Annotated in this window: 20 protein-coding genes; 8 read left to right on the plus strand and 12 right to left on the minus strand. The window is 71.1% G+C overall.

Annotation, left to right across the window (positions count from 1 at the left end; translation table 11 throughout):
- Window positions 1-4: 4 nt before the first annotated feature.
- Window positions 5-466: an iron chaperone gene (locus tag HUJ41_RS11770; RefSeq protein ID WP_179872695.1), complete on the plus strand. Its 462-nt coding sequence runs from the start codon at window positions 5-7 to the stop codon at window positions 464-466.
- Window positions 467-475: 9 nt separating this feature from the next.
- Here the strand turns inward: HUJ41_RS11770 and HUJ41_RS11775 are convergent, their stop codons facing one another.
- Together HUJ41_RS11775 and HUJ41_RS11780 are read right to left on the minus strand one after the other, a co-directional pair.
- Window positions 476-1204, minus strand: a complete 729-nt coding sequence (locus HUJ41_RS11775) for a dienelactone hydrolase family protein (protein ID WP_179872696.1) — start codon at window positions 1202-1204, stop codon at window positions 476-478.
- A 44-nt stretch (window positions 1205-1248) separates the two neighbouring features.
- Window positions 1249-1755: a rhodanese-like domain-containing protein gene (locus HUJ41_RS11780; protein ID WP_179872697.1), complete on the minus strand. Its 507-nt coding sequence runs from the start codon at window positions 1753-1755 to the stop codon at window positions 1249-1251.
- A 101-nt stretch (window positions 1756-1856) separates the two neighbouring features.
- Between HUJ41_RS11780 and HUJ41_RS11785 the strand changes: the two genes are divergently transcribed.
- The gene (locus HUJ41_RS11785) at window positions 1857-2123 is read left to right on the plus strand and encodes a glutaredoxin family protein (RefSeq protein ID WP_179872698.1); all 267 of its coding nucleotides are present in this window, start codon (window positions 1857-1859) and stop codon (window positions 2121-2123) included.
- Window positions 2124-2166: 43 nt separating this feature from the next.
- Here HUJ41_RS11785 and HUJ41_RS11790 read toward each other — a convergent pair whose 3' ends face one another.
- A complete protein-coding gene (locus HUJ41_RS11790; protein WP_179872699.1) occupies window positions 2167-2640 on the minus strand; it encodes a methyltransferase family protein in 474 nt (157 codons plus the stop codon).
- 94 nt (window positions 2641-2734) lie between these two features.
- Here HUJ41_RS11790 and HUJ41_RS11795 point away from each other — a divergent pair, with 94 nt between their 5' ends.
- Window positions 2735-2881: a hypothetical protein gene (locus HUJ41_RS11795; protein WP_179872700.1), complete on the plus strand. Its 147-nt coding sequence runs from the start codon at window positions 2735-2737 to the stop codon at window positions 2879-2881.
- Between the two features lie 10 nt (window positions 2882-2891).
- On the opposite strand, the gene HUJ41_RS11800 is transcribed toward HUJ41_RS11795, so the two are convergent.
- Window positions 2892-5054 (minus strand): acyl-CoA dehydrogenase family protein, encoded by a 2163-nt coding sequence (locus HUJ41_RS11800; protein ID WP_179872701.1) that lies wholly within the window; start codon window positions 5052-5054, stop codon window positions 2892-2894.
- Between the two features lie 201 nt (window positions 5055-5255).
- Here HUJ41_RS11800 and trxA point away from each other — a divergent pair, with 201 nt between their 5' ends.
- Window positions 5256-5639, plus strand: coding sequence for a thioredoxin (gene trxA / locus HUJ41_RS11805; RefSeq protein ID WP_179872702.1), 384 nt, complete (start codon window positions 5256-5258; stop codon window positions 5637-5639).
- A gap of 9 nt (window positions 5640-5648) precedes the next feature.
- Here the strand turns inward: trxA and recQ are convergent, their stop codons facing one another.
- From recQ to cysK, 3 genes are read right to left on the minus strand one after another with little or no spacing between them, the layout of a single operon-like run.
- Window positions 5649-7619, minus strand: a complete 1971-nt coding sequence (recQ, locus tag HUJ41_RS11810) for a DNA helicase RecQ (protein WP_179872703.1) — start codon at window positions 7617-7619, stop codon at window positions 5649-5651.
- Between the two features lie 59 nt (window positions 7620-7678).
- A complete protein-coding gene (gene epsC, locus HUJ41_RS11815; protein ID WP_179872704.1) occupies window positions 7679-8248 on the minus strand; it encodes a serine O-acetyltransferase EpsC in 570 nt (189 codons plus the stop codon).
- A complete protein-coding gene (gene cysK / locus HUJ41_RS11820; RefSeq protein WP_179872705.1) occupies window positions 8249-9184 on the minus strand; it encodes a cysteine synthase A in 936 nt (311 codons plus the stop codon).
- A gap of 219 nt (window positions 9185-9403) precedes the next feature.
- Here cysK and HUJ41_RS11825 point away from each other — a divergent pair, with 219 nt between their 5' ends.
- The gene (locus HUJ41_RS11825; RefSeq protein WP_246299244.1) at window positions 9404-10420 is read left to right on the plus strand and encodes an EamA family transporter; all 1017 of its coding nucleotides are present in this window, start codon (window positions 9404-9406) and stop codon (window positions 10418-10420) included.
- 201 nt (window positions 10421-10621) lie between these two features.
- Here HUJ41_RS11825 and HUJ41_RS11830 read toward each other — a convergent pair whose 3' ends face one another.
- Entirely contained in the window at window positions 10622-12565 is a 1944-nt protein-coding gene (locus HUJ41_RS11830) for a DEAD/DEAH box helicase (protein ID WP_179872706.1), read from the minus strand.
- A gap of 266 nt (window positions 12566-12831) precedes the next feature.
- On the opposite strand from HUJ41_RS11830, the gene HUJ41_RS11835 reads away from it, so the two are divergent.
- Window positions 12832-13308 carry a GNAT family N-acetyltransferase gene (locus HUJ41_RS11835; protein ID WP_179872707.1) on the plus strand — a complete coding sequence of 159 codons (477 nt, stop codon included), beginning with the start codon at window positions 12832-12834 and terminating at the stop codon, window positions 13306-13308.
- A gap of 10 nt (window positions 13309-13318) precedes the next feature.
- Here the strand turns inward: HUJ41_RS11835 and HUJ41_RS11840 are convergent, their stop codons facing one another.
- The 3 genes from HUJ41_RS11840 to yczR form a co-directional block, all read right to left on the minus strand.
- On the minus strand, window positions 13319-14239 hold the full coding sequence (locus tag HUJ41_RS11840; RefSeq protein WP_179872708.1) for an ion transporter: 921 nt from the start codon (window positions 14237-14239) through the stop codon (window positions 13319-13321).
- A gap of 119 nt (window positions 14240-14358) precedes the next feature.
- Window positions 14359-17466, minus strand: a complete 3108-nt coding sequence (locus HUJ41_RS11845) for an efflux RND transporter permease subunit (protein ID WP_224744486.1) — start codon at window positions 17464-17466, stop codon at window positions 14359-14361.
- 131 nt (window positions 17467-17597) lie between these two features.
- On the minus strand, window positions 17598-19022 hold the full coding sequence (gene yczR, locus HUJ41_RS11850) for a MocR-like transcription factor YczR (RefSeq protein WP_179872709.1): 1425 nt from the start codon (window positions 19020-19022) through the stop codon (window positions 17598-17600).
- A gap of 62 nt (window positions 19023-19084) precedes the next feature.
- Here yczR and yczE point away from each other — a divergent pair, with 62 nt between their 5' ends.
- On the plus strand, window positions 19085-19891 hold the full coding sequence (gene yczE / locus HUJ41_RS11855; protein ID WP_218925615.1) for a membrane protein YczE: 807 nt from the start codon (window positions 19085-19087) through the stop codon (window positions 19889-19891).
- Entirely contained in the window at window positions 19888-20028 is a 141-nt protein-coding gene (locus HUJ41_RS11860) for a hypothetical protein (RefSeq protein WP_179872710.1), read from the plus strand. Before yczE ends, HUJ41_RS11860 begins: the two co-directional genes overlap by 4 nt.
- Here HUJ41_RS11860 and HUJ41_RS11865 read toward each other — a convergent pair.
- Window positions 20004-20750, minus strand: a complete 747-nt coding sequence (locus tag HUJ41_RS11865) for a MerR family transcriptional regulator (RefSeq protein ID WP_179872711.1) — start codon at window positions 20748-20750, stop codon at window positions 20004-20006. The genes HUJ41_RS11860 and HUJ41_RS11865 overlap by 25 nt on opposite strands.
- Between the last annotated feature and the right edge of the window lie 59 nt (window positions 20751-20809).

Here is a 20809-nt window from a genome sequence, read left to right on the forward strand (position 1 = left end):
TCGCATGAGCAGCGAGAGCCGAGCATCCACCAGCACCGACGGCTTCACCGCCGAGGAGCGCGCCGCCATGAAGGAGCGCGCCGAAGAGCTGCGCGCGCAGAAGGGTCGCACGAAGGGCGCCGCGAAGGCGGCCGCCGAGCTGCAGGACCTGCTCGACGCGATCGCGAAGCTGCCCGACGACGCCGATCGCTCCCTCGCCGAGCGCCTGCACGTCGTCATCACCGAGGCGGCCCCGCAGCTCGCCCCGCGCACCTGGTACGGCATGCCCGCCTACGCGCTCGACGGCAAAGTGCTGTGCTTCGTACAGCCGGCCAGCAAGTTCGACACCCGCTACACGACCCTCGGATTCAACGACACGGCCCAGCTCGACGACGGCGCCATGTGGCCGGCGTCGTTCGCCGTCACCTCGCTGGGCCCCGCCGAGCAGAAGGCGATCACCGAGCTCGTGCAGCGCGCCATCGGCTGAGCCCAGCCCCTACGCGAGGGTGCGCCGGAAGAACGCGTCGATGCGCTGCCACGCGTCCTCCGCCTCGGCCGGCCCCTGGCCGGGCCCCATGATGGGCCGCAACATGACGCGCAGGAGCGCCGGGCCTGTCGGTCGCTCGTTGAGGAACGCGTGCCCGACACCCGGGTACTCCACCACGTCGTGCTCGATGCCGCGGTCGGTGAGGGCGGCATCCAGCTTCTGGGCGGCGCCGCGCAGAGTGCGGTCACGTCCACCGAAAGTGCCGACGATGGGGCATGCACCGTCGAGCGTGTCGTCGAGGTCGGCCGGGAGCATCCCGTAGTTCACGGATGCTGCGCCGAAGCCCCCGCGACCCGCGAGCAGCAGGGCGAAGCCGCCGCCCATGCAGAACCCCACCACCCCCACGTGCTCGGTCGTGTCGGCGCGCGCCCGCAGCATCGCCCGGGCCGACTCGATGTCGTCGAACGCTGCACCCGTGCCGCGTCTCAGCGCTCGAAACGTGGCGATCAGGCACCGCCGGGCGCCGCCGCGGCTGTACAGGTCGGGCATGAGCACCAGGTAGCCGAGGCGCGTGAGGCGCTCGAGATGGTCGCGCATCGCGTCGTCGACGCCGAAGGCCTCGTGCAGCACGACGAGCGGCACGAACGGGCCCTCGCCGTCGGGAACGCCGAGCACCCCGCGCAGCTCACCCGCACGCCGGTCGCCCGGCTGCGGGATCGCGACGTCGCTGAGGGTCATGACGGCACTGTAGCCCGCGCGGCCACGCGCTCAGCAGAGGCGGCTCAGCAGTCGCAGCGGATCCCCTCCACCGCCGCTGCGGCGGCCGGCACCGGCGCCGTGAGCGGGTCGACCGCGCGGTGCACGTGCCCCTCCGCCGACTCGACGGGCAGTCCTTCGCGCGCCCAGTACTCGAAGCCGCCGAGCAGCTCCTTGACCGGCCAGCCCGCACTCGCGAGGGCGTGGGCGGCTTTCGCGCCGCCGTTGCAGGCCGGCCCCCAGCACATGACGACGATGGGCAGGGCGGGGTCGAGCTCGTCGAGCCGGTCGAGCAGCTCGGCGCGGGGAATGTGCACGGCGCTCGCGGCGTGGCCCTGGTTCCAGGCGGCCCGGCCCCGAACATCCACGAGCTGCACCCGCTCGCCCGCCTCGATCGCCGCCGCCACGTCGCTCGGGTCGGTCTCGACGGCGAGGCGCGCCGCGAAGTGCGCGGCGGTCGCCGACGGCTCGGCGAACGGCCCCAGCAGGGACGATGTCGGGATGCCCGGGGCGAGGTCTGCACTCGTGCTCATGCCGCCAGGCTAGAGCCGGCGAGCCCCGCGCGGCCGGGGTTGGCGCGAAGGCGCGCACGCGTGGCGGGAACAGAACGGCACCAGACGCTGTTGACCCGCACATGACTGACACGACTGCTCCCGACCGCGTGACCATGTACGGCGCCGACTGGTGCCGCGACTGCCGCCGCACCGAGGCCCTGCTCAACGACCTCGGCGTCGAGTGGACGAAGATCGACGTCGAAGCCTCCGCCGAGGCGGCCGCGCAGGCGCAGGCCATCAGCGGGCGCATGAACATCCCCGTCGTGCACTTCACCGACGGCAGCCACCAGGTGGAGCCGAGCGACGCCGCCGTGCGCGACAAGCTCGCCGCCCTCGGCGCCCTCTAGACCGCCGCAGCCTCATCGCTCGGGCGTGCGGCGCGCATCCCTTCTACCGGATGCGCCCCACGCCCGGTACCAAACGCCCCACGCGCGCGGCGTACTGCGCGTACGCCTCGTAGCGCTCGAGCAGCAGGCGCTCCTCGAACCGCGACTTCACCATGAGCGTGATGAGCAGCGCGGCCCACGCGCCGAGGTGCCACGGTGACGCCCCGATGACGGCGAGACCCGCGCCGAGCACGAGCAGCCCCGAGTAGATGGGGTGCCGGGTGAGCACGAAGGCACCCGTCGTGACGAGCTCCGCCTCGGCGCGCGGCACGGGGCTCGGCGTGAGGGCGCGCCCGAGGCCGACGCCGGCGATGACCGCGATCACGAGGCCGACGACGACGAGCGCCCCGCCCACGAGGAACGTCACGCCGTCCCGCACCCACAGCGACCCGGGCGGCACGACCACGAGCACCGCGAGCAGGGCGAACTGGATCGCCACGAGTGTCCAAGCGGCGGTCGATCGCGCAGCGGGAGTCATGCGCGCTGGCTACTCCGCCACTCGTGCATCGCGCGAGGGCGTACGCTCAGCACGACGGAGTCATCGAGGCTCCCGACACGAGACGAGCGAGCACATGGGCGAGAAGTCCGCACGCAAGAACACCGCCAAGACCGCAGCATCGAAGACGCTCAAGGAGAAGCGCGTCGCCAAGGCCGACAAGAAGGCCGCGAGCAACCGCATGGAGAGCTCTGACGCCGTCTCGAAGGCCGCGAAGCGCTAGTGCCGCGACACTAGCCGGCGCGCTTCTTCTTCGCCGCGAGCAGATCCTTCTCGTCGATCGGCGCGAGACCGCGTGCTCGCAGCGAGGCGTAGTACTCGCGCGCCTCCTCCTGCCGAGCCCGCTCCTCGCCCGTCGCGATGTCAGCGCGAATGTGCTCGTCGCGCAGCTCGAACGCGTCCGTCAGCTCGAGAGCGTGCGGGCGCAGGCGCGGCAGCAGCCGGTCGTCGATGTAGTCGGTGATCGCTTGCGCGCGGTGGTCGCTCAACCGGCCGTGGATGACGTACCAGGCGAGGTTCTTCTCGATGAGCCCCAGGCCGAACAGGTCGCGCAGCCACGTGAGGACTTGGCGGTTGCCCTCGTGCTCGACGCGGGCGAGCGCCTCCGTGAACGCCTCCCACTGCAGCAGCTCGCCGTGCGCCTTCGCCGTCTCGATGAGCGCGTTCTGGTGGCGGTTGAAGAGCGCCGCGGCGTCCTTCTTCGGCAGCTTGGATGCACTGCGCAGCTTGCCCGCGAGCTCAGCCACCATCGTCTCGACCCGGTCGGTCAGCAGCTGCCGCTGCGACGCCGTGTCGCGCACGTAGCCCACCGATCGAGCCGTCGAGCCGAAGTCGGCCACCGACTGCACGAGGCGACGCAGCCCCGAGCGGTGCACGACGGCCTCGTTGACCTGGTCGGCGACGTAGTGCGCCATGACGCCAGCATCGGCCTTCGCGAAGGTGCGCGAGTAGTCGGTCAGCAGGCGCTTGGCCACGAGCTGCAGCAGCACATTGTTGTCGCCCTCGAAGGTCGCGTAGATGTCGAGGTCGGCGCGCAGCTGCGTGAGGCGGTTGGCGGCGAGGAAGCCCTGGCCGCCGCAGGCCTCACGCGCCTCCTGGATGATGTCGAGCGCCGCCCACGTGCTCAACGGCTTGAGCGCCGCCGCGAGCGTCTCGAGGTCCTCCCGGTCGCTGTCGGTGTCGGTGCGACCCGAGAACACGCCGTCGAACTTCTCGAGGAAGACCTCGTGCGCGAACGACATCGCGTAGGTCTGCGCAAGACGCGGCAGCAGGCGGCGCTGGTGCCGCTGGTAGTCCAGCAGCACGACCTCGTTGTCGTCGCCGTCGTCGAACTGGCGACGCTCCGAGCCGTAGCGCACCGCGATGGTCGTCGCGAGCTTGCTCGCCACGACGCACGCGCCGTCGAGCGACACGCGGCCCTGCACGAGCGTGCCGAGCATCGTGAAGAAGCGGCGCCCCGGGCTCGTGATGGGCGAGGTGTACACACCGTTCTCGTCGACCGAGCCGTAGCGGTTGAGCAGGTTCGTGCGGGGCACGCGCACCTGCGTGAAGTGCAGGCGGCCGTTGTCGATGCCGTTCAGGCCACCCTTGAGACCGTCATCCTCGCCACCGATCCCGGGCAGGAAGGTGCCGCTCTCGTCGCGCAGCGGAACGTAGAACGCGTGCACGCCGTGGTTGACGCCGCGGGTGATGAGCTGGGCGAAGACCACGGCGGCGCGGCCGTGCAGGGCCGCGTTGCCGAGGTAGTCCTTCCACGCGGCGCGGAACGGCGTGTGGATGATCCACTCATCGCTCGACTCGTCGTAGGTCGCCGTCGTGCCGACCGCCGAGACGTCGCTGCCGTGCCCGGTCTCCGTCATGGCGAACGCGCCAGGCGTCGAGAGGTCGAGGGCGTCGGGGAGCCAGGCCCGGTGGTGCGGCTGGGTGCCGAGGTGCAGGATGGCCGAGGCGTAGAGGCCCCACTGCACGCCCGACTTGATCTGCATGCTCGGGTCGCCGAGCAGCAGTTCTTCGAAGCTCGCGATGAACCCGCCGTGGTCGTCCTCGCCTCCGAACTCCTTCGGGAACGCGCGGTGCACGGAACCCTGGTCGACGAGCAGGCCGAGCTGGCCGAGAACGCGCTCACGCTGAGCGTCCATGTCGTCGGTCGGGATGCGGTGGAACTCCTCCCGGCGCATGAGCTCGCGCGAGGCGCGGCGGCTCTCCGCCCACCGGCCCATGAGCTGCTCGCCGAGCGCGGCGACGTCGAGCTGCGGCGCCGACCCCTCCGTCTTCTCCTCTTCGACTCTTTGCGCGGAGACGGGAGCAGCGGGGGCGGGCTGGGCGGGTTCGGTGTGCTCGGCGACGGGAGCGTCGCCGGTGCGCGGTTCACGAACGGAGGATTCACGAGTGGCCATGATTCGACGGTAGGGCGGCTGACGCACGAGCAGCAGTTCATGGTGAGCAGGCGACGAACGCCGGCCCGGGCATCCCGCCCCCGATTGTGGACTCTCGCACATTGCTGAGCGTTCGCCCTGTGCGGAACCTCTCTAATCGACGCCGCTTCGCTCTGCGCGAATACCCTATGGGGTATAGCGCTCTTCTGGCACAATGGGGTGATGCCTACCGTGAACCTGACCACAGCAGACTTCGAGCAGACCGTCACCGCCGAGGGGATCACCCTCGTCGACTTCTGGGCCGAGTGGTGCGGGCCGTGCCGCCAGTTCGCTCCCGTCTACGAGCAGGCGAGCGAGACGCACCCGGATGTGACGTTCGGGAAGGTGGACACGGAGGCCGAGCAGGCGATCGCGTCGGCCGCCAACATCCGCTCCATCCCCACACTCATGGCGTTCCGCGACGGCGTGCTCGTCTTCGCGCAGCCCGGAGCGCTGCCCGCGCCCGCGCTCGAGCAGGTCATCACGGCGGTGAAGGACCTCGATATGGACGACGTGCGCAAGCAGCTCGCCGAGCAGCAGGCGCAGCAGGGCGCGGCCGAAGCGTAGAGTCCGCCTCTAGTAGTACTCGGGCGGCGGCTCGTCATCGGGAGGCGGCTCGTCGAAGAACGGGATGCCCGGCTCAGGCTGCGCCGAACTCACGGGCCCGTGCGCCGCACCCTCGGCGTCACTCGCCTGAGCAACAGCAGCCTGAGCGGCGGCGGGTGCGGGCTCCTCGCCGCGCACGATCGCGAGCACGGCCTCGCCGTACTGCTCGAGCTTCTTCGCTCCCACGCCGCTGATCTCCCCGAGCTCTCCGAGCGAAGCCGGCTCGGTGAGGGCGATGCCGCGCAGGGTCGCGTCGCCGAACACGATGTACGCGGGCGCGCCCAGCTCGCGCGCCGTCGCGGCGCGCCAGGCACGCAAGCGCTCGAACAGCGGGGCCGCTTCGCTCGGCAGATCGGCGGGCGCCGAGCGGCGCGACGAGCGAGGCGCGCGCTTCGGCTCGCGGCGCAGCCGCACCTCCCGCTCGCCCTTCAGCACGGCGGCGCTCGCCTCGGTGATGACGAGCGTGCCGTAGCCGTCGCCGTGCACCGCGAGCAGCCCCTGGGCCAGCAGCTGCCGCACGACGCCGCGCCACTCTTGATCGCTCAGGTCGTCCCCGATGCCGAACGTCGAGAGCGAGTCGTGCCCCAGCTGCTCGACGCGCGGCGTGCGCTTGCCGGTGAGGATGTCGATGAGCTGCCCCGCGCCATAGCGCTGCCGACGCTCGCGGTCGAGCCGAACGACGGTCGAGAGCAGCTTCTGCGCCGGCACGGTGCCATCCCAGCTCTCCGGCGGTGCGAGGCACGTGTCGCAGTTGCCGCAGCGCTCAACCCCCAGCGACTGCCCGAAGTACGCGAGCAGCTGCACGCGCCGGCACTCGACCGTCTCGCACAGTGCGAGCATCGCGTCGAGCAGTTGCGACTGCCGGCGCTTGTGCGCGGCGTCACCCTCGTTGCGGTCGATCATCTGGCGCTGCTGCACGACATCCTGCAGGCCGTAGGCGAGCCACGCCGTCGACGGCAGGCCGTCGCGCCCGGCACGCCCCGTCTCCTGGTAGTAGCCCTCGACGCTTTTCGGCAGGTCGAGGTGGGCGACGAAGCGCACGTCGGGCTTGTCGATGCCCATGCCGAAGGCGATCGTCGCGACCATGACGATGCCCTCCTCGCGCAGGAACCGCGACTGGTGGTCGGCCCGCACGCGGGCGTCGAGCCCCGCGTGGTATGGAAGGGCTGGGATGCCCTGCTCGGCGAGCGCCGTCGCCGTCTTCTCCACGCTCGCGCGCGAGAGGCAGTACACGATGCCCGCGTCGCCCGGGTGCTCCGAGCGGATCAGCTGCAGCAGCTGCTGCACGGGCTGGTTCTTGCCCTCGATGCGGTACTGGATGTTCGGCCGGTCGAAGCTCGCCGTGAAGCGTCGTGCCGCCCCCAGGTCGAGCCGCGCGACGATCTCATCGGCGGTCGCCTGCGTCGCCGTCGCCGTCAGGGCGATGCGCGGGATGCTCGGCCACCGCTCGTGCAGCATCGACAGTGCAAGGTAGTCGGGCCGAAAGTCGTGCCCCCACTGCGACACGCAGTGCGCCTCGTCGATTGCGAACAGTGCGACGTTCAGGCGGTCGAGCAGCTGCCCCGTGGCGGGTACGGTCACGCGCTCGGGCGCGAGGTAGAGCAGATCCACCTCGCCCGCGAGCAGAGCCTGCTCGACACGGCGCCGCTCGTCAGGCGATTGCGTGGAGTTGAGGAACTCGGCGCGCGCGCCGACGGCGGCGAGAGCATCCACCTGGTCCTTCATGAGGGCGATGAGGGGCGAGATGACGACGCCGACGCCCTCGCGCACGAGAGCCGGAATCTGGTAGCAGAGGCTCTTGCCGCCGCCCGTGGGCATGAGCACGAGGGCGTCGCCGCCGCCGACGACGTGGTCGATGATCTGCTGCTGGTCGCCGCGGAAGGCGGGGTAGCCGAAGACCGTCTCGAGCACCTGCTGGGGGGTTCGGGTCGCGATGCTCACCCGCCCAGGCTAGTCGCGGCCGCCGACGTATCCGCCGTGCGCCCGCCACGTGTGGATGGCTAGATGTGGATGGCCGGGTCGATGAAGAAGCCGTCGGGCCCCGCGCCCGAGCCAGCGCCTCGGTCGAGCGGCCGCGAGGTCGCGGGAATGCCCGTCGCGACCGAGTTGGGCGGCACGTCCTTCGTCACGAGCGCGAGCGCGCCCACCTGCGAGCGGGCACCGATCGTGACCGGCCCGAGCACCGTCGCGTTCGCGCCGATGAGCACGCCGTCCTGCACCGTCGGGTGGCGCTTACCCGTCGACTGCGTGCGGCCGCCGAGGGTCACGCCGTGGTAGAGCATGACGTCGTCGCCGATCTCGGCCGTCTCCCCGATCACGACGCCCATGCCGTGGTCGATGAAGAAGCGTCGGCCGATCGTCGCCGCCGGGTGGATCTCGACGCCCGTCCACGCGCGCGCCGCTTGCGCGACCATGCGCGCGAGCAGCCGTAGCCGCCAGCGCCACAGCCGGTGCGCGATGCGGTGCCACCAGATGGCGTGCAGGCCCGCCGAGGTCAGGAAGACCTCGAGGCCGCTGCGCGCCGCCGGGTCGCGAAGTCGCGCCGTCGCGATGTCCTCCCGCAGCGGCATCTAGGAGCGCAGGTCCTCGTACAGGACGCTCGAGAGGTACCGCTCGCCGTAGCTCGCGAGTATCACCACGATCGTCTTCCCGGCGTTCTCGGGGCGCTTCGCAAGCTCGATCGCGGCGTACGCGGTCGCGCCGGACGAGATGCCGGCGAGGATGCCCTCTTCGGCGGCGAGGCGACGCGCCATCGCCACCGACTGGCCGATGTTGACGTCGATGATCTCGTCGTAGATCTCGCGGTCGAGAACCGCAGGGATGAAGTTGGCGCCGATGCCGGCGATCTTGTGCGGGCCGGGGTCGCCGCCATTGAGGATGGGGCTCTCCTCCGGCTCGACGCCGACGATCTTCACGCCGGGCTTGTTCTCCTTGAGGAACTGGCCGGTGCCCGTGAGCGTGCCGCCCGTGCCGATGCCGGAGACGAAGATGTCGACCGCGCCGTCGGTGTCGTTCCACACCTCGGGGCCGGTGGTGCGGCGGTGCACCTCGGCGTTCGCCTCGTTCTCGAACTGCTTCGCGAGCACGGCCCCTGGGGTGTTGGCGACGATCTCGGCCGCCTTCGATACGGCACCCTTCATGCCCTCCGAGCCGGGGGTGAGGACGAGTTCGGCGCCGTACGCCTTGAGCAGCATCTTGCGCTCCTCGCTCATCGTCTCGGGCATCGTGAGGATGACGTGGTAGCCGCGCGCCGCGCCGATCATCGCGAGGGCGATGCCCGTGTTGCCGCTCGTGCCCTCGACGATCGTGCCGCCCTTCGTGAGCTCTCCGCTCTTCTCGGCGGCCTCGACGATCGCGACGCCCAGGCGGTCTTTGACGCTCGCCGAGGGGTTGTAGAACTCGAGCTTGGCGAGCACGGTCGCCTCCGCACCGTCGGTAACGGCGTTGAGGGCGACGAGGGGCGTGTTGCCGAACGCCTCGGTGATGTCCTGGTAGATGCGAGCCATGATGGTCTCTCCTCGGTGGGTCGGCGGTGGAAGTCTGTAGGGGGCGGAGGCTGCGCGCTGCACAGGCCGCATACCCGCGGAGCTCAAGGCTACGAGAGTCGCACGTCTCGCGCGCGAACATGACGTTCGCCCCTCACGCCTCAACAGGCGCGTGCACCGAGGCATTCCCCCGGGGTGCGAGAATCGTCGACGGGCCGGACGACTGCGGGAGGTGCACGCGTGCTCACAGTGGTACTCGGCCTCGCCGGTGCGCTCGTCTACGGCGCCGCCGACTTCCTCGGCGGTCTCGCCTCCCGGCGCATCTCGGCACTGCGCGTCACCGCCCTCGCGGCACTCTCCGGCGTCGTGCTGCTCGCCGTCGCCGCGGTCGTCGTCGGTGGGGAGTGGAGCCGCGAGGCTCTGTTCTGGGGCGCACTCTCGGGCGTGACCGGTGCAGGGGCGATCGCCCTGCTGTACGCGTGCCTCGCGATCGGGCCCATGAGCATCCTCTCGCCCCTCACCGCCGTGATCTCGGCGATCGTGCCCATGACGTGGGGCCTCGTCACCGGCGAACGGCTCGGCGCGATCGCCTACCCCGCACTCGGCCTCGCCCTCATCGCCGTCGTGCTCGTCGGCTTCGTCCCCGAGAAGGGCGCGGTGCGGCCGAGCCTGCGCGGCCTGCTCATGGCGACCGGGTCGGGAGCCCTCATCGGCGCCTTCTACATCCTCATCGACCAGACCCCCGACGACTCGGGGCTCGTGCCGCTCGTCGCCAACCGCGTCGTCAACGCGACCCTCATGATCACGGTCATCGTCGTGCTGGCCGTCATCGCGGGGCGGCGCCACGTCTCCGCTCGGGATGCTCCGCTCGCGATCCTCGAAGGAACCCACGGCGCCCCGCACGCCCTCGGCGAGCCGGTCGGTGCCGGGCCCGCTGAGGCTCGACCGGCACCGTCGCCCGGCACCGCGCCTCCCGCCACCACTCTGCTGCGCGCGAGTGCGTCGGCCCTGCGCGGCGGGTGGCGCGCCGGGTTCTGGCTCGCCGTCGGGTGCGGAGTGCTCGACGCCGCCGCCAACGCGATCGTGCTCATCGGGCTGCGGCTCGGCGATCTCACCGTCGTCTCGGTGCTCACCGCGCTCTACCCGGCCGGCACGATCCTGCTCGCCGCGGTCGTGCTGCGTGAGCGCATCGCGCGGCTGCAGTGGGTCGGGCTCGTGCTGGCGCTCGCGGCGAGCGCGATGCTCTCACTCGCCTGAGCCGAGCATCCCGCACCGCGTCCCGCGCCCGCGCGGCTGTGCCCCAGCGCGACTGTGCCCCCGCGCCCCAGCGCGACTGTGCCGTTGAGTGGCAACTGTGCTCGGGCGCACGCGCACAGTTGCCATTACCGAGCACACTCGTTGACGCTGCACCCCACCGACCGTGACCCGGGCACCGTGCCGAGCGCGGTGTGAGCGCGGCTACAGCGCGGCGAGCTCGTCGAGCAGGGCGTCGCCGGCGCGCACCTCGTGCACGACGGCGTCGATCTCGGCGCGTCCCAGCAGCTCGTCGAGCCGACGACGGCGCTGGCGCGTGACGAGCGTCACGACCGTGCCGACCTTGCCCGCGCGGCCCGTGCGGCCCGAGCGGTGCAGGTACGCCTTGTACTCGTCGGGCGCGTCGGCCTGGATGACGAGCGAGATGTCATCGACGTGGATGCCCCGGGCCGCGACATCCGTGGCCACGAGCACGCTCACCCGGCCGCTCGTGAGCTTCTCGAGGTTGCGGCTGCGCCGCGCCTGGTTGAGATCACCGTGCAGGCTCACGGCGGGGATCCCCGCGTCGTCGAGCTGATCGGCGAGCTCCTCGGCGAAGGCTCGGGTGCGCGCGAAGACGAGCGTCTTGCCCGGGCCGGCGGAGAGCTGCTCGATGACGGCGCGCTTCTCGCGCTGCTCGACGAGCAGCACGCGGTGGTCGATCGTCGACGACTCCTGGTCCTCCCCCGCGACCTCGTAGACGCTCGGGCTCGACAGGAACTCCGTGACGAGGCTCGCGACGCCCGAGTCGAGGGTCGCCGAGAACAGGAGCTTCTGGTTGCCGGTGCGCGTGCGGCGGATGATGCGCTGCACGGGTTCGAGGAAGCCCAGCTCGCACATGTGGTCGGCCTCGTCGAGGACGACGATCTCGATGCGGCTCAGGTCGAGCCGCCCCTGCTCGACGAGGTCTTCGATGCGGCCGGGCGTGCCGATGATGATGTCGACACCTCGGCGCAGCGCGCCGACCTGGCGAGCCTGGGGCACGCCGCCGTAGATCTGCGTCGTGAAGAGGCCCACGCTGCGGGCGATGGGCTGCACGGTGCGGTCGATTTGCAGGGCGAGCTCGCGCGTCGGCGCGAGGATGAGGGCGCGCGGGGCGCGGCCCTCCTTGCGGTTCTTGCCGCCGCCGTTCTCCATGAGCCGCTCGACGAGGGGCGCCCCGAAGGCGATCGTCTTGCCGCTGCCGGTGCGACCGCGGCCGAGCACATCCTTGCCCGCGAGCACGTCGGGAATCGTCGCCGCCTGGATGGGGAACGGCGTCACGGCCCCGAGGTCCTCGAGCGTGCGCGTGATGTTGCCGCCGAGGCCGAGATCGGTGAAGGTCACGCCCTCGACGTCGCGAGCCTGCACGGCGTCGGCCGCGAGACGCTCGAGCACGACGTCGTTGACCGGTCCGGCGGCGGGCTTGCTCGGGTAGAAGCCCGCATCGCGGTTCTCGGAGCGGGGCGCGCGGTTCTCGGTGCGGGGTGCGCGGGCGGGGCGGTCATCCCGACGACGGGTGTCCGCTGCGCCGACACCTCGGCCGCCGTCGCGGCGCGTGCCGCGCGACTCGCCGCCGCGGTCGTCCAACTGTCGGTCCTGCGGACGCGTGTCGCGACCGAACCGGCGCGCGGGCCGCTCGTTGGCAGCATCCTTCTGCGGGCGCCACTCGGGGCGGTGCGCCGTGCGGCCCGTGCCCGTGCGCTGCACCGACACGTCCTGGCCGCGGGACGGGCGTCCGACGCGGTCATCGCGTGCGGGGCGGCCGGGGTGGCCGCGGTCGTCGCGAGCGGGCCGACCAGCGTCGTCGCGCGATGCGCGAGCCGGGCGCCCGCGATCGTCGCGAGCAGGACGACCGGCGTCGTCGCGGCCGCCGCGCGCCGCACGCTCGCCGCGCACCTCGCGGTCGCCGCGCGAGCGCTCCGGCGCGTGGCCGCGGTCGACGCGCTCCTCACGGCTCCAGCGCGCCTTCTTCGCGGGCGCGTCGGCCTCCTCGGGGCGGTAGCCGCGGTGACCGGGGCTGCGCGAACCGCTCGCGGCGGCGGCGCGGCCGCCGGAACGTCCGGCTCCCGAGGCGCCGCGGGCGGAGGTGCTGGCGCGCCCGGGGCGCGCCTTCTTGTTCTGAGGCATGGCTGTTCGTCTTTCGGATAGTGCAAGAAGCATCGTCGGCGCGCTCACGCGCCGCTATCCCAGGCAGTCTTCGACTGGGGCCGTCACAACTCGAGGTGTCATCGCACCGCCGATCGGCGGGGATGTACCGGCCCTGGAGACGCACACGTTCTGTGGCGAAGGTCTTCGCCCGTCTCAAGCCGACCCCTCACAGTACCGGACGACCCTGAACACCCCCGCAGACCGGCGCGTCGGTATTCTGAGCGCACCATGATCCTGAACCCGCCATGACCACGGCGCCCCTCGCCACGACCGTGCGCCCGGAGGACCCCCGCCAGCCGGAGGTCGAGGCGATGCTGCGCGCTGGTGAGGCGTTCGCGCGCGGTCTCTACAGCGCCGAGGAGTGCTTCCTGCTGCCGGTCGAGCATCTCGCGGCACCGGGCACGACCGTGCTCGTCGCCCGTGACGACTCCGGGGCCGCGCTCGGCATGGTCGCGCTCGTCGAGCAGGAAGCCGGCATGGGCGAGCTCAAGCGCCTGTTCGTGGACGATGCGGCACGCGGTCGGGGCGTCGCCGACCTGCTACTGGATGCCCTCGAGCAGGCCGCGCGCGAGTGCAGCATCCGCACCCTGCGTCTGGAGACCGGCACCCTAAGCGATGCCGCCCTGCGGTTCTATGCCCGGCGCGGGTACGAGCGCATTCCCGCGTTCGGGCCGTACGTGGGCAGCGCGACGAGCGTGTGCATGGCGCGCGACCTGGGGTGACGCGCCAGCACTACTGCTCGCGTCGGAGGGCGCTGAGCTCCGCCCGGAGCCGGGCGATGCGCTCGGCGCGCGCCTCGTGCACGGACTCGAGCTCCTCCAGTTCGGTCTGCAACGGGTCGAGCTCGGGGTCCGGATTGTCTCGCGCGTGCGCGCGCGCTTCGTCGCGCTGGTGCGCGACCTCCTCTTCGCGGGCTTGATCCATGGCGTTGAGCACGATGCCGATGAGGACGTTGAGCACCGTGAACACGATGAAGAACATGTACGTGAGGAAGTACACGAGCGCGAATGGTGTCACCCCGATGCCGCCCATGAACGCGTCGGGGAAGTTCTCGAGCGTGAGCAGCACCACGAGCGTCACCATCGCGGCGCCGAGGTCGCCCCACTGCTGCGGGTCGTCATCGCCGAAGAGGTAGACACCCGCCATCGCGTAGAGGAAGAGTAGGAACCCGATGAGGACGGAGATGCTCACGAGCGGTGCGACGCTCTTGAGGATCGAGACGCTCAGGATGCGCACTTCGGGCAGGAAGCGGAACAGCCGGATGAGGCGGAACAGCCGGATGAGGCGGAAGATGACGGCATTGCCGTCGACGAGCGGCACGGAGACGACGATGAGGAAGTCGAAGACGTTCCAGCCGGAGCGGAAGAACATCCACGGCTTCGAGCCGTAGGAGATGATGCGCAGGAGCACTTCCACGGCGTAGAAGACGACGGCGATGCCGTCGAAGCTGCGCGCGACCTCCCGCACGCCTTCCGGAACGCCATCGAAGGTCAGAATCGCGAGCGCCACGGCGTTGGCGATGATGACCGTGATCACGAGGATCTCGAAGATGGTGCCGTACATGAGGCGGGCGAGCCAGCCGATGCGGTACGGGGCGAGCTCGACGGGCTGCCCGCGCAGGAACCGTGCAGGGTTGAGTCGGGACGCGTTCATGCGGTGGCCTCGGGTGCTCGCAGTGGGGTCGGGTACCGCCACGCTACCCGGTGGAGGCGGTCGCACCCCTGCAGTCGAGCTGCCGAACGCCCTGCGCGCCTCGTCGAGAAGCCTCGACGCTAGGCGGTGCGGCCCTCGAGCTCGGCCGCGCGCGCCTCGCGGCGCTCCTTGGCTCCTTCGACGAGGTAGTACAGCGCCGGCAGCACGACGAGGGTGAGGATCGTCGAGGAGACGAGACCGCCGATGACGACGATCGCGAGCGGCTGCGAGATGAACCCGCCGCTGCCGGTGAGGCCGAGGCCGAGCGGCACGAGCGCGAAGATCGTCGCCGCCGCCGTCATGAGAATCGGGCGCAGGCGTCGCGACGAGCCCTCGATGACGGCCTCGCCGACCTTCATGCCGCGCTCGCGGAACTGGTTCACGAGGTCGATGAGCACGATCGCGTTCGTCACGACGATGCCGATGAGCATGAGCACGCCGATGAGCGAAGGCACACCGAGCGGGATGTCGGCGATGAGCTGGAGGGCGATCGCGCCGGTCGCGGCGAAGGGGATCGACACGAGCAGCAGCAGCGGCTGGCGCAGGCTCTTGAACGTGGCGACCATGACGACGTAGACGATGAGGATCGCGGCGAGGAGGGCGAGGCCGAGCTGGCTGAAGGCGTCGGCCTGCTGCGCGGTCACGCCGCCGAGCGTGGCGCGGGCACTGTCGGGCAGTGTCGTGCCGTCGACGGCCTCCTGGATCGCGATCGAAGCGGAGCCGATGTCGTCGATCGCGGGCGTGATGCTCACGGTCGCGCTGCGGATGCCGCGGATGGTCGTGATCGTCGCAGGGCCGAACGACTCCTCGACGGAGGCGAGCTCGCTGAGCGGCTGCGGCCCGAGCGCGGTGGGCAGCTCGAAGTCGCGCAGCTCCTCGACCGTGGTCGGGGCGTTCTCGTTGGGGAGGTAGATCGAGAGCGTCTTCTCGTCGATGATGACGGAGCCGACGGAGGCGGGGAACATCGCCTGCGCGACGATGCCGCCCACGGCGACCTCGCTGAGCCCGAGCTCGGCTGCGCGCTCCCGGTCGACCTCGATCGCGAGGTACGGCTGCGTGGCGGCGAGGTTGCTGCTCGCCTCTGCCGTGACGTCGAGCTCGGTGACGGCGTCGAGGATCGCGGTCGCGGCCTCCTGCAGGTCGCTCTCGCTCGCGGCGCTGATGTCGACGTCGATCGTCGAGGAGGCGAAGCCTGCGCCCGCCGCTTGGAGGGCGATCTCGCCGACGCCGTCGAGGTCGGCGATCGCGTCGCGCACCCGCTCCTGGATCGCCGTCTGATCGGCGTCCTCGTCCGTCGTGATCGAGTAGGTGATGTCGCCGCCGCCGCCGAAGAGGGAGAGCACCGAACCGTCGCCCGAGCCGATCGCGACCTGCACGGTCTCGATGCCCTCGACGTCGATGAGTTCGTCCTCGACGACCATCGCGGCCTGGTCGAGCTGCTCAAGGCTCGTGCCGTTCTCGAGCGTCTGGGTGACCGTGAGGGTGTTCTGGCCGGACTCGCCGATGAAGTTGGTCTTGAGGTTCGTCGCGAGCCCCGCCGTGCCGCCGAGGATGAGGAGCGACAGCAGGATCGTCGCGACGGGGCGACGCAGGGTCCAGCGCAGGATCGGTAGGTAGCTCTTCTGCAGGCGCGTCGGGCTCGCCGACTCCTCCTCAAACGACATCGCCGCGGCGTGCGAGCCGACCTGCGGCGGGCGCAGGAACCAGTAGCAGAGCACGGGCACGATCGTGAGCGAGACGAAGAGCGAGGCGCCGAGGGCGATCGCGGTCGTGAGCGCGAACGGCCTAAACAGCTCGCCCGTGATGTCGCCGACGAGCGCGAGCGGCAGGAACACGGCGATCGTCGTCACGGTCGCGGCCGTGACTGCCGTCGCGACCTCCTTGACGCCGAGCAGGATCGCCTGCATCTTCTCCTCGCCGAGGGCGAGGTGCCGCTTGATGTTCTCGACGACGACGATCGAGTCGTCGACGACGCGCCCGATGGAGATTGTGATGGCGCCGAGGGTGAGGATGTTGAGGCTGTAACCGGAGGCCTGCATGCCGATGAAGGTGAGCAGGATCGACGTGGGGATCGAGATCGCGATGACGAGAGTCGAGCGCACCGACAGCAGGAAGAGCAGGATGATGACGACGGCGAAGACGAGGCCGAGCGAGCCCTCGATCGCGAGCGCTTCGATCGAGCTCTCGATGAACGGCGCCTGGTCGAAGACGACCGTGAAGGCGGTGCCTGAGCCGATCGCGGTCGCGAGGGCAGGCAGAGCGTCTTGCACGAGCTGCGAGACCTCGACGGTGTTGCCGTCGGGCGTCTTCGTGACGGCGAGCGTGAGGGAGGGCTCGCCGTTGACGCGCGAGTAGCCCTGGATGGGGTCGCCGACGACGGCGAGGTCGGCGACGTCGTCGATCGTCGTGACGTCGTCGGTCGTCGCGTCGAGGAGCGGCAGCGAGGCGAGCTCGTCGAGCGATTCGACGCGGTCGCCGGTAAGCACGGCGAGGGTCTGGCCGTCCTCGGTAATCGTGCCGGCGGGCAGCAGCACGCCGTACTCGTCGAGAGCGTCGACGATGTCGCTGCGGAGGAGCCCGGCGGCGGCGAGTGCCGCGTCGTCGGCGGTGATGGTGACGCGGTCGCCGATGGCGCCGGTCACGGAGACTTCGCGCACCCCCTCGAGCTGGGTGAGGTCGGGCACGGCCTGCGTCTCGAGCGCTTCCGCGAGCTCGCCGGGCTCGAGATCGCTCGTGACGGCGATCTGGATGACGGGCAGGTCGTCGATGGATCCGGTGAGCACGCGCGGGTCGACGTCGGCGGGCAGCTGCATCCGGTTGACGGCGAGCTGAACCCGCTGCTCGGCGCGCGTGATGTCGGTGCCGAACTCGAAACTCGCGCTGACGAGCGAGAACCCGGTGCTCGAGGAGGCGTTGGAGCTCTCGAGCCCGGGCACGCCTTGGATGGCGGTCTCGATGGGCGTCGAGACGTCTTCCTCGACGACTTCGGGCGCCGCCCCGGGGTACTGCGTGATGACGATGACCTGCGGGAAGCTCACCGAGGGGATGAGCTCTTGCTTGAGGCTCGTGAGCGCGATGCCGCCGAACACACCGACGACGATCGTGACGAGGGCGATGAGCGCGCGGTTGCGCAGGCTGAACACCGAGAGCAGGTGCACGTGGGTCTCCGATGCAGTGTGTGCCGTCATGCGGCGTGGGGGCAGGGGTGGCGCACGTGCGGGGACGCGCGGGCAAGGGTGAGCATCCCAGACATTACTGGGCATTCCCCATGCGGCAGGTATGCACCAGCCGTATCAGAGCGCGGGATGCTCGGCCCGCGCTACACGACGGTATCGAGCAGATCGTCGACGGGTCGGGAAGGCTCGTGCGCGGCGATGTCGTGCCACGCCCGCTCGAGCCCGTCGATGGCGGCGCGCGTATCGGGTTCGGGGTAGCAGAACGGCAGGCGCAGGTATCGCTCGAAGGCGCCGTCGAGGCCGAAGCGCGGGCCCGCCCCGATGAGCACGCCGTGCGTGCGTGCGGCGAGGGCGAGCTGCGAGGCGAGCGGGGTGCCAATGTTGACCCACAGGGTGAGGCCGCCGGCCACCTCGGGCACGCGCCAGGTCGGGAACCGCTCGCGCAGCAGGCCGGTGAGCAGTGCGTGGCCGGCGCGCAGCTGCTCGCGGCGGGAGTCGAGCACCCGGTCGTACTGCTGCAGGAGCCGCAGGAGCATGAGCTGCTCAAGGGTGGGGTTGCCGAGGTCGTTCGACGTGCGGGCGAGGGCGAGACGCGTGATGGTGGAGCGCTCGGCGCGGATCCAGCCGAGGCGGATGCCGCCCCACACGCTCTTGCCGACGGAGCCGATCGTGATGACGGTGCCGTGCACGCCGAGCGGCGGGGGCGCATCGGTGTCGAAGCCGAGGTCGCTCATGGTCTCGTCGGCGACGATCGTCGTGCCATGGCGCTCGGCGAGGGCGACGACCCGCGCGCGCTGGGCCGCGGGCATCGTGCGCGTCGTGGGGTTGTGGAAGTCGGGCATGAGGTACGCGAGCGCGGGGGCTGTGCGGGGGAAGACCTGCTCGAGGGCCTCGTCGTACCAGCCGCTCTCTGTCGTGACGGGCACGGTCACGAGTCGGGCGCCGACCTGCTGGAAGGCTTCGAGTGCGTGCGGGTAGCTGGGCGATTCGACGAGCACGCGGTCGCCGCGCGCGACGAGCGTGCGGGCGACGAGTGAGATCGCGTGCTGGGCGCCGAGGGTGACCATGACCTCGTCGACGGTCGTGGGCAGGCCGCGCCGCGTGTAGCGGTCGGCGATCTCCTGCCGCAGCTCGGTGAGGCCGTAGAGGTCGAAGCCGGCGAGACCGAGGTGCTGCGGCAGCATCGCGGCGGCGTCGCGGGCGGCGTCGGCGACGAGGGGGATCGCCGTGAGGGTCGCCTTGGAGAATTCGAGGAGGCCCGCGGTCGTCGCGGTCGGTTCGGGGATGCCCGGCCCGTCGGGCAGGCGGGCGACGCTGCCTGACCCGCGCACGCTCTGGAGGAACCCGAGCTCGCGCAGGCGGGCGTACGCGCCGGCGACGGTCGTGCGGCTGAGGTCTTCGTGCTGGGCGAGCTGCCGCTCGGCGGGCAGTCGTGCGCCGAGGGTGATGCGCCCGTCGAGGATGAGCAGGCGGATGCGGTCGGCGAGCGCCGCGTACAGCGGGTCTCCGTTGCTGGGCCGCCAGTCGCCCAGTTGGGCTGCCAATCGGCGGGGGGTGAGGGAGGGCACGGGTCCACAGTACCCGGATTGGCATCTTGCGCAACGGTCCACTCACGCGGTGGACTGTGGTCATGTCGTCGCTCCAGCACCCTGCTCCTCGTCTCCTCGTGCGCCGCTGGACGCAGCTCTTCATCGGGCTCTTCCTCTATGGAATCGCCCTGGCTCTCATGATCGAGGCGGCCGTCGGGCTCGACCCGTGGACGGTCTTCGCCCAGGGCGCCGACCTGCAGACGGGGTGGGGAATTGGACTGGTCACGGTGCTGATTGGCGCCCTCGTGCTGCTGCTGTGGATTCCGCTGCGGCAGAAGCCCGGTATCGGCACGGTGCTCAACGTGCTGCTCGTGGGGCCGGCCCTCGAGGTGGGGCTGTGGGCGTTCGAGGTTCCCGAGGAGCTGTGGGCGCGCATCCTCATCTTCGGCGGCGGCCTCGCCCTGCTGGCCGTGGCGACCGGTCTCTACGTGGGCGCGGGGTTCGGCCCGGGGCCGCGCGACGGCCTCATGACGGGCGCGCACGCGCGCTTCGGGTTTCCGATCTGGGCGGTGCGCGGCACGATCGAGCTCACGGTGCTAACGATCGGCTGGCTGCTCGGCGGCAACGTCGGGCTCGGCACGGTCGCGTTCGCGCTGCTCATCGGGCCCATGGTGCACGTGACGCTGCCGCGGTTGCGCGTGCCGTTGCCGTCAGATGCTGCGCACTCCGGTGCCGCTGCTGCCGGTGCCGCTAGTGCCGCACCTGCTGCGCCAGCACCCGCGACGGCTTCTGCAGACCGCGGGTCGGCGGCTACGCCCGTCGCCGGCCCGCTCCAGCCTGGTGCGCCTCGCCCGAACCCTGACGACCCCACGAACCCGACGGCGCCGATCGTGGTGGTGGGCTCGTGATCGCGCTCACCACGGCCCTCGCCGGCCTCGCGGTGTGGGCGATCGTCGCGACGGTCGAGGTGATCGCGAGGGACGGGCATGGGCCCCTACCCGTCCGCTCGCACCACGGCTACTACGCGAGTTCGTTCCGCGCGTAGACGCGCATCGCCTCGCGCACGTACGCGGCACCGTCGGCGCCGCCGTAGTGCTGCGCGAAGCGCGGGTCGGCCACGTACATGTCGCCGAGCCCGAGGTACGCCTCGGCGCTCGGCGCCGTGCCGCCCCAGCCCGCGCGCACCCACGCGTAGTGCCGCGCGGTGAGCGCTTGCACGCTCGGGGCGTCGGCGGGCTCTCCCGCTTCGGCCGCGCCCGCGTAGCCGCGCTGAATCTCGGTTGCTTCAGCCTGGAATCGCGCCTGGCCGTCGGCCCCCAGCTCGCGCCACCAGCGGTCGCTGCGCGCGGAGGCGTCGGCGCCCCAGCGCTCGACCACCTCGTCCTTGTAGACGGTGTGGTCGAATCCGTCCAACATCTCTTCTGCCATCAGTTGTTCACCTCCTTCCGTCTTCCGAATGGTCGTGGTCACGCTCGCGATCTGCCGCTCGACCCGCGCCCGCTCGTTCTCGAGCCAGCGCAGGTGGGTGACGAGCGCGCGGGCGTCGTCGGCCTGACCGGCGATCACCTCGGCGATCGCGGGCAGGCCGAGCCCGAGCTCGCGCAGCATGAGGATGCGCTGCAGGCGCGTGAGCGCCGCCTCGTCGTAGTACCGGTACCCGTTGGTGCCGATGCTCGTCGGGGGCAGCAGTCCGACGTCGTCGTAGTGCCGCAGGGTGCGGCTCGTGACGCCCGCGAGTCGGGCGATCTCCTGGATCGACCACTGCATCGCGCTCTCCTTCGACTCTCACAACACCCGGCGGTCGGGTGCGAGCCCCACGCTAGAGG

Origin of the sequence: Microcella indica (assembly GCF_013414345.1) — a bacterium.
In the GTDB taxonomy this organism is placed as follows: Bacteria; Actinomycetota; Actinomycetes; order Actinomycetales; family Microbacteriaceae; genus Microcella; species Microcella indica.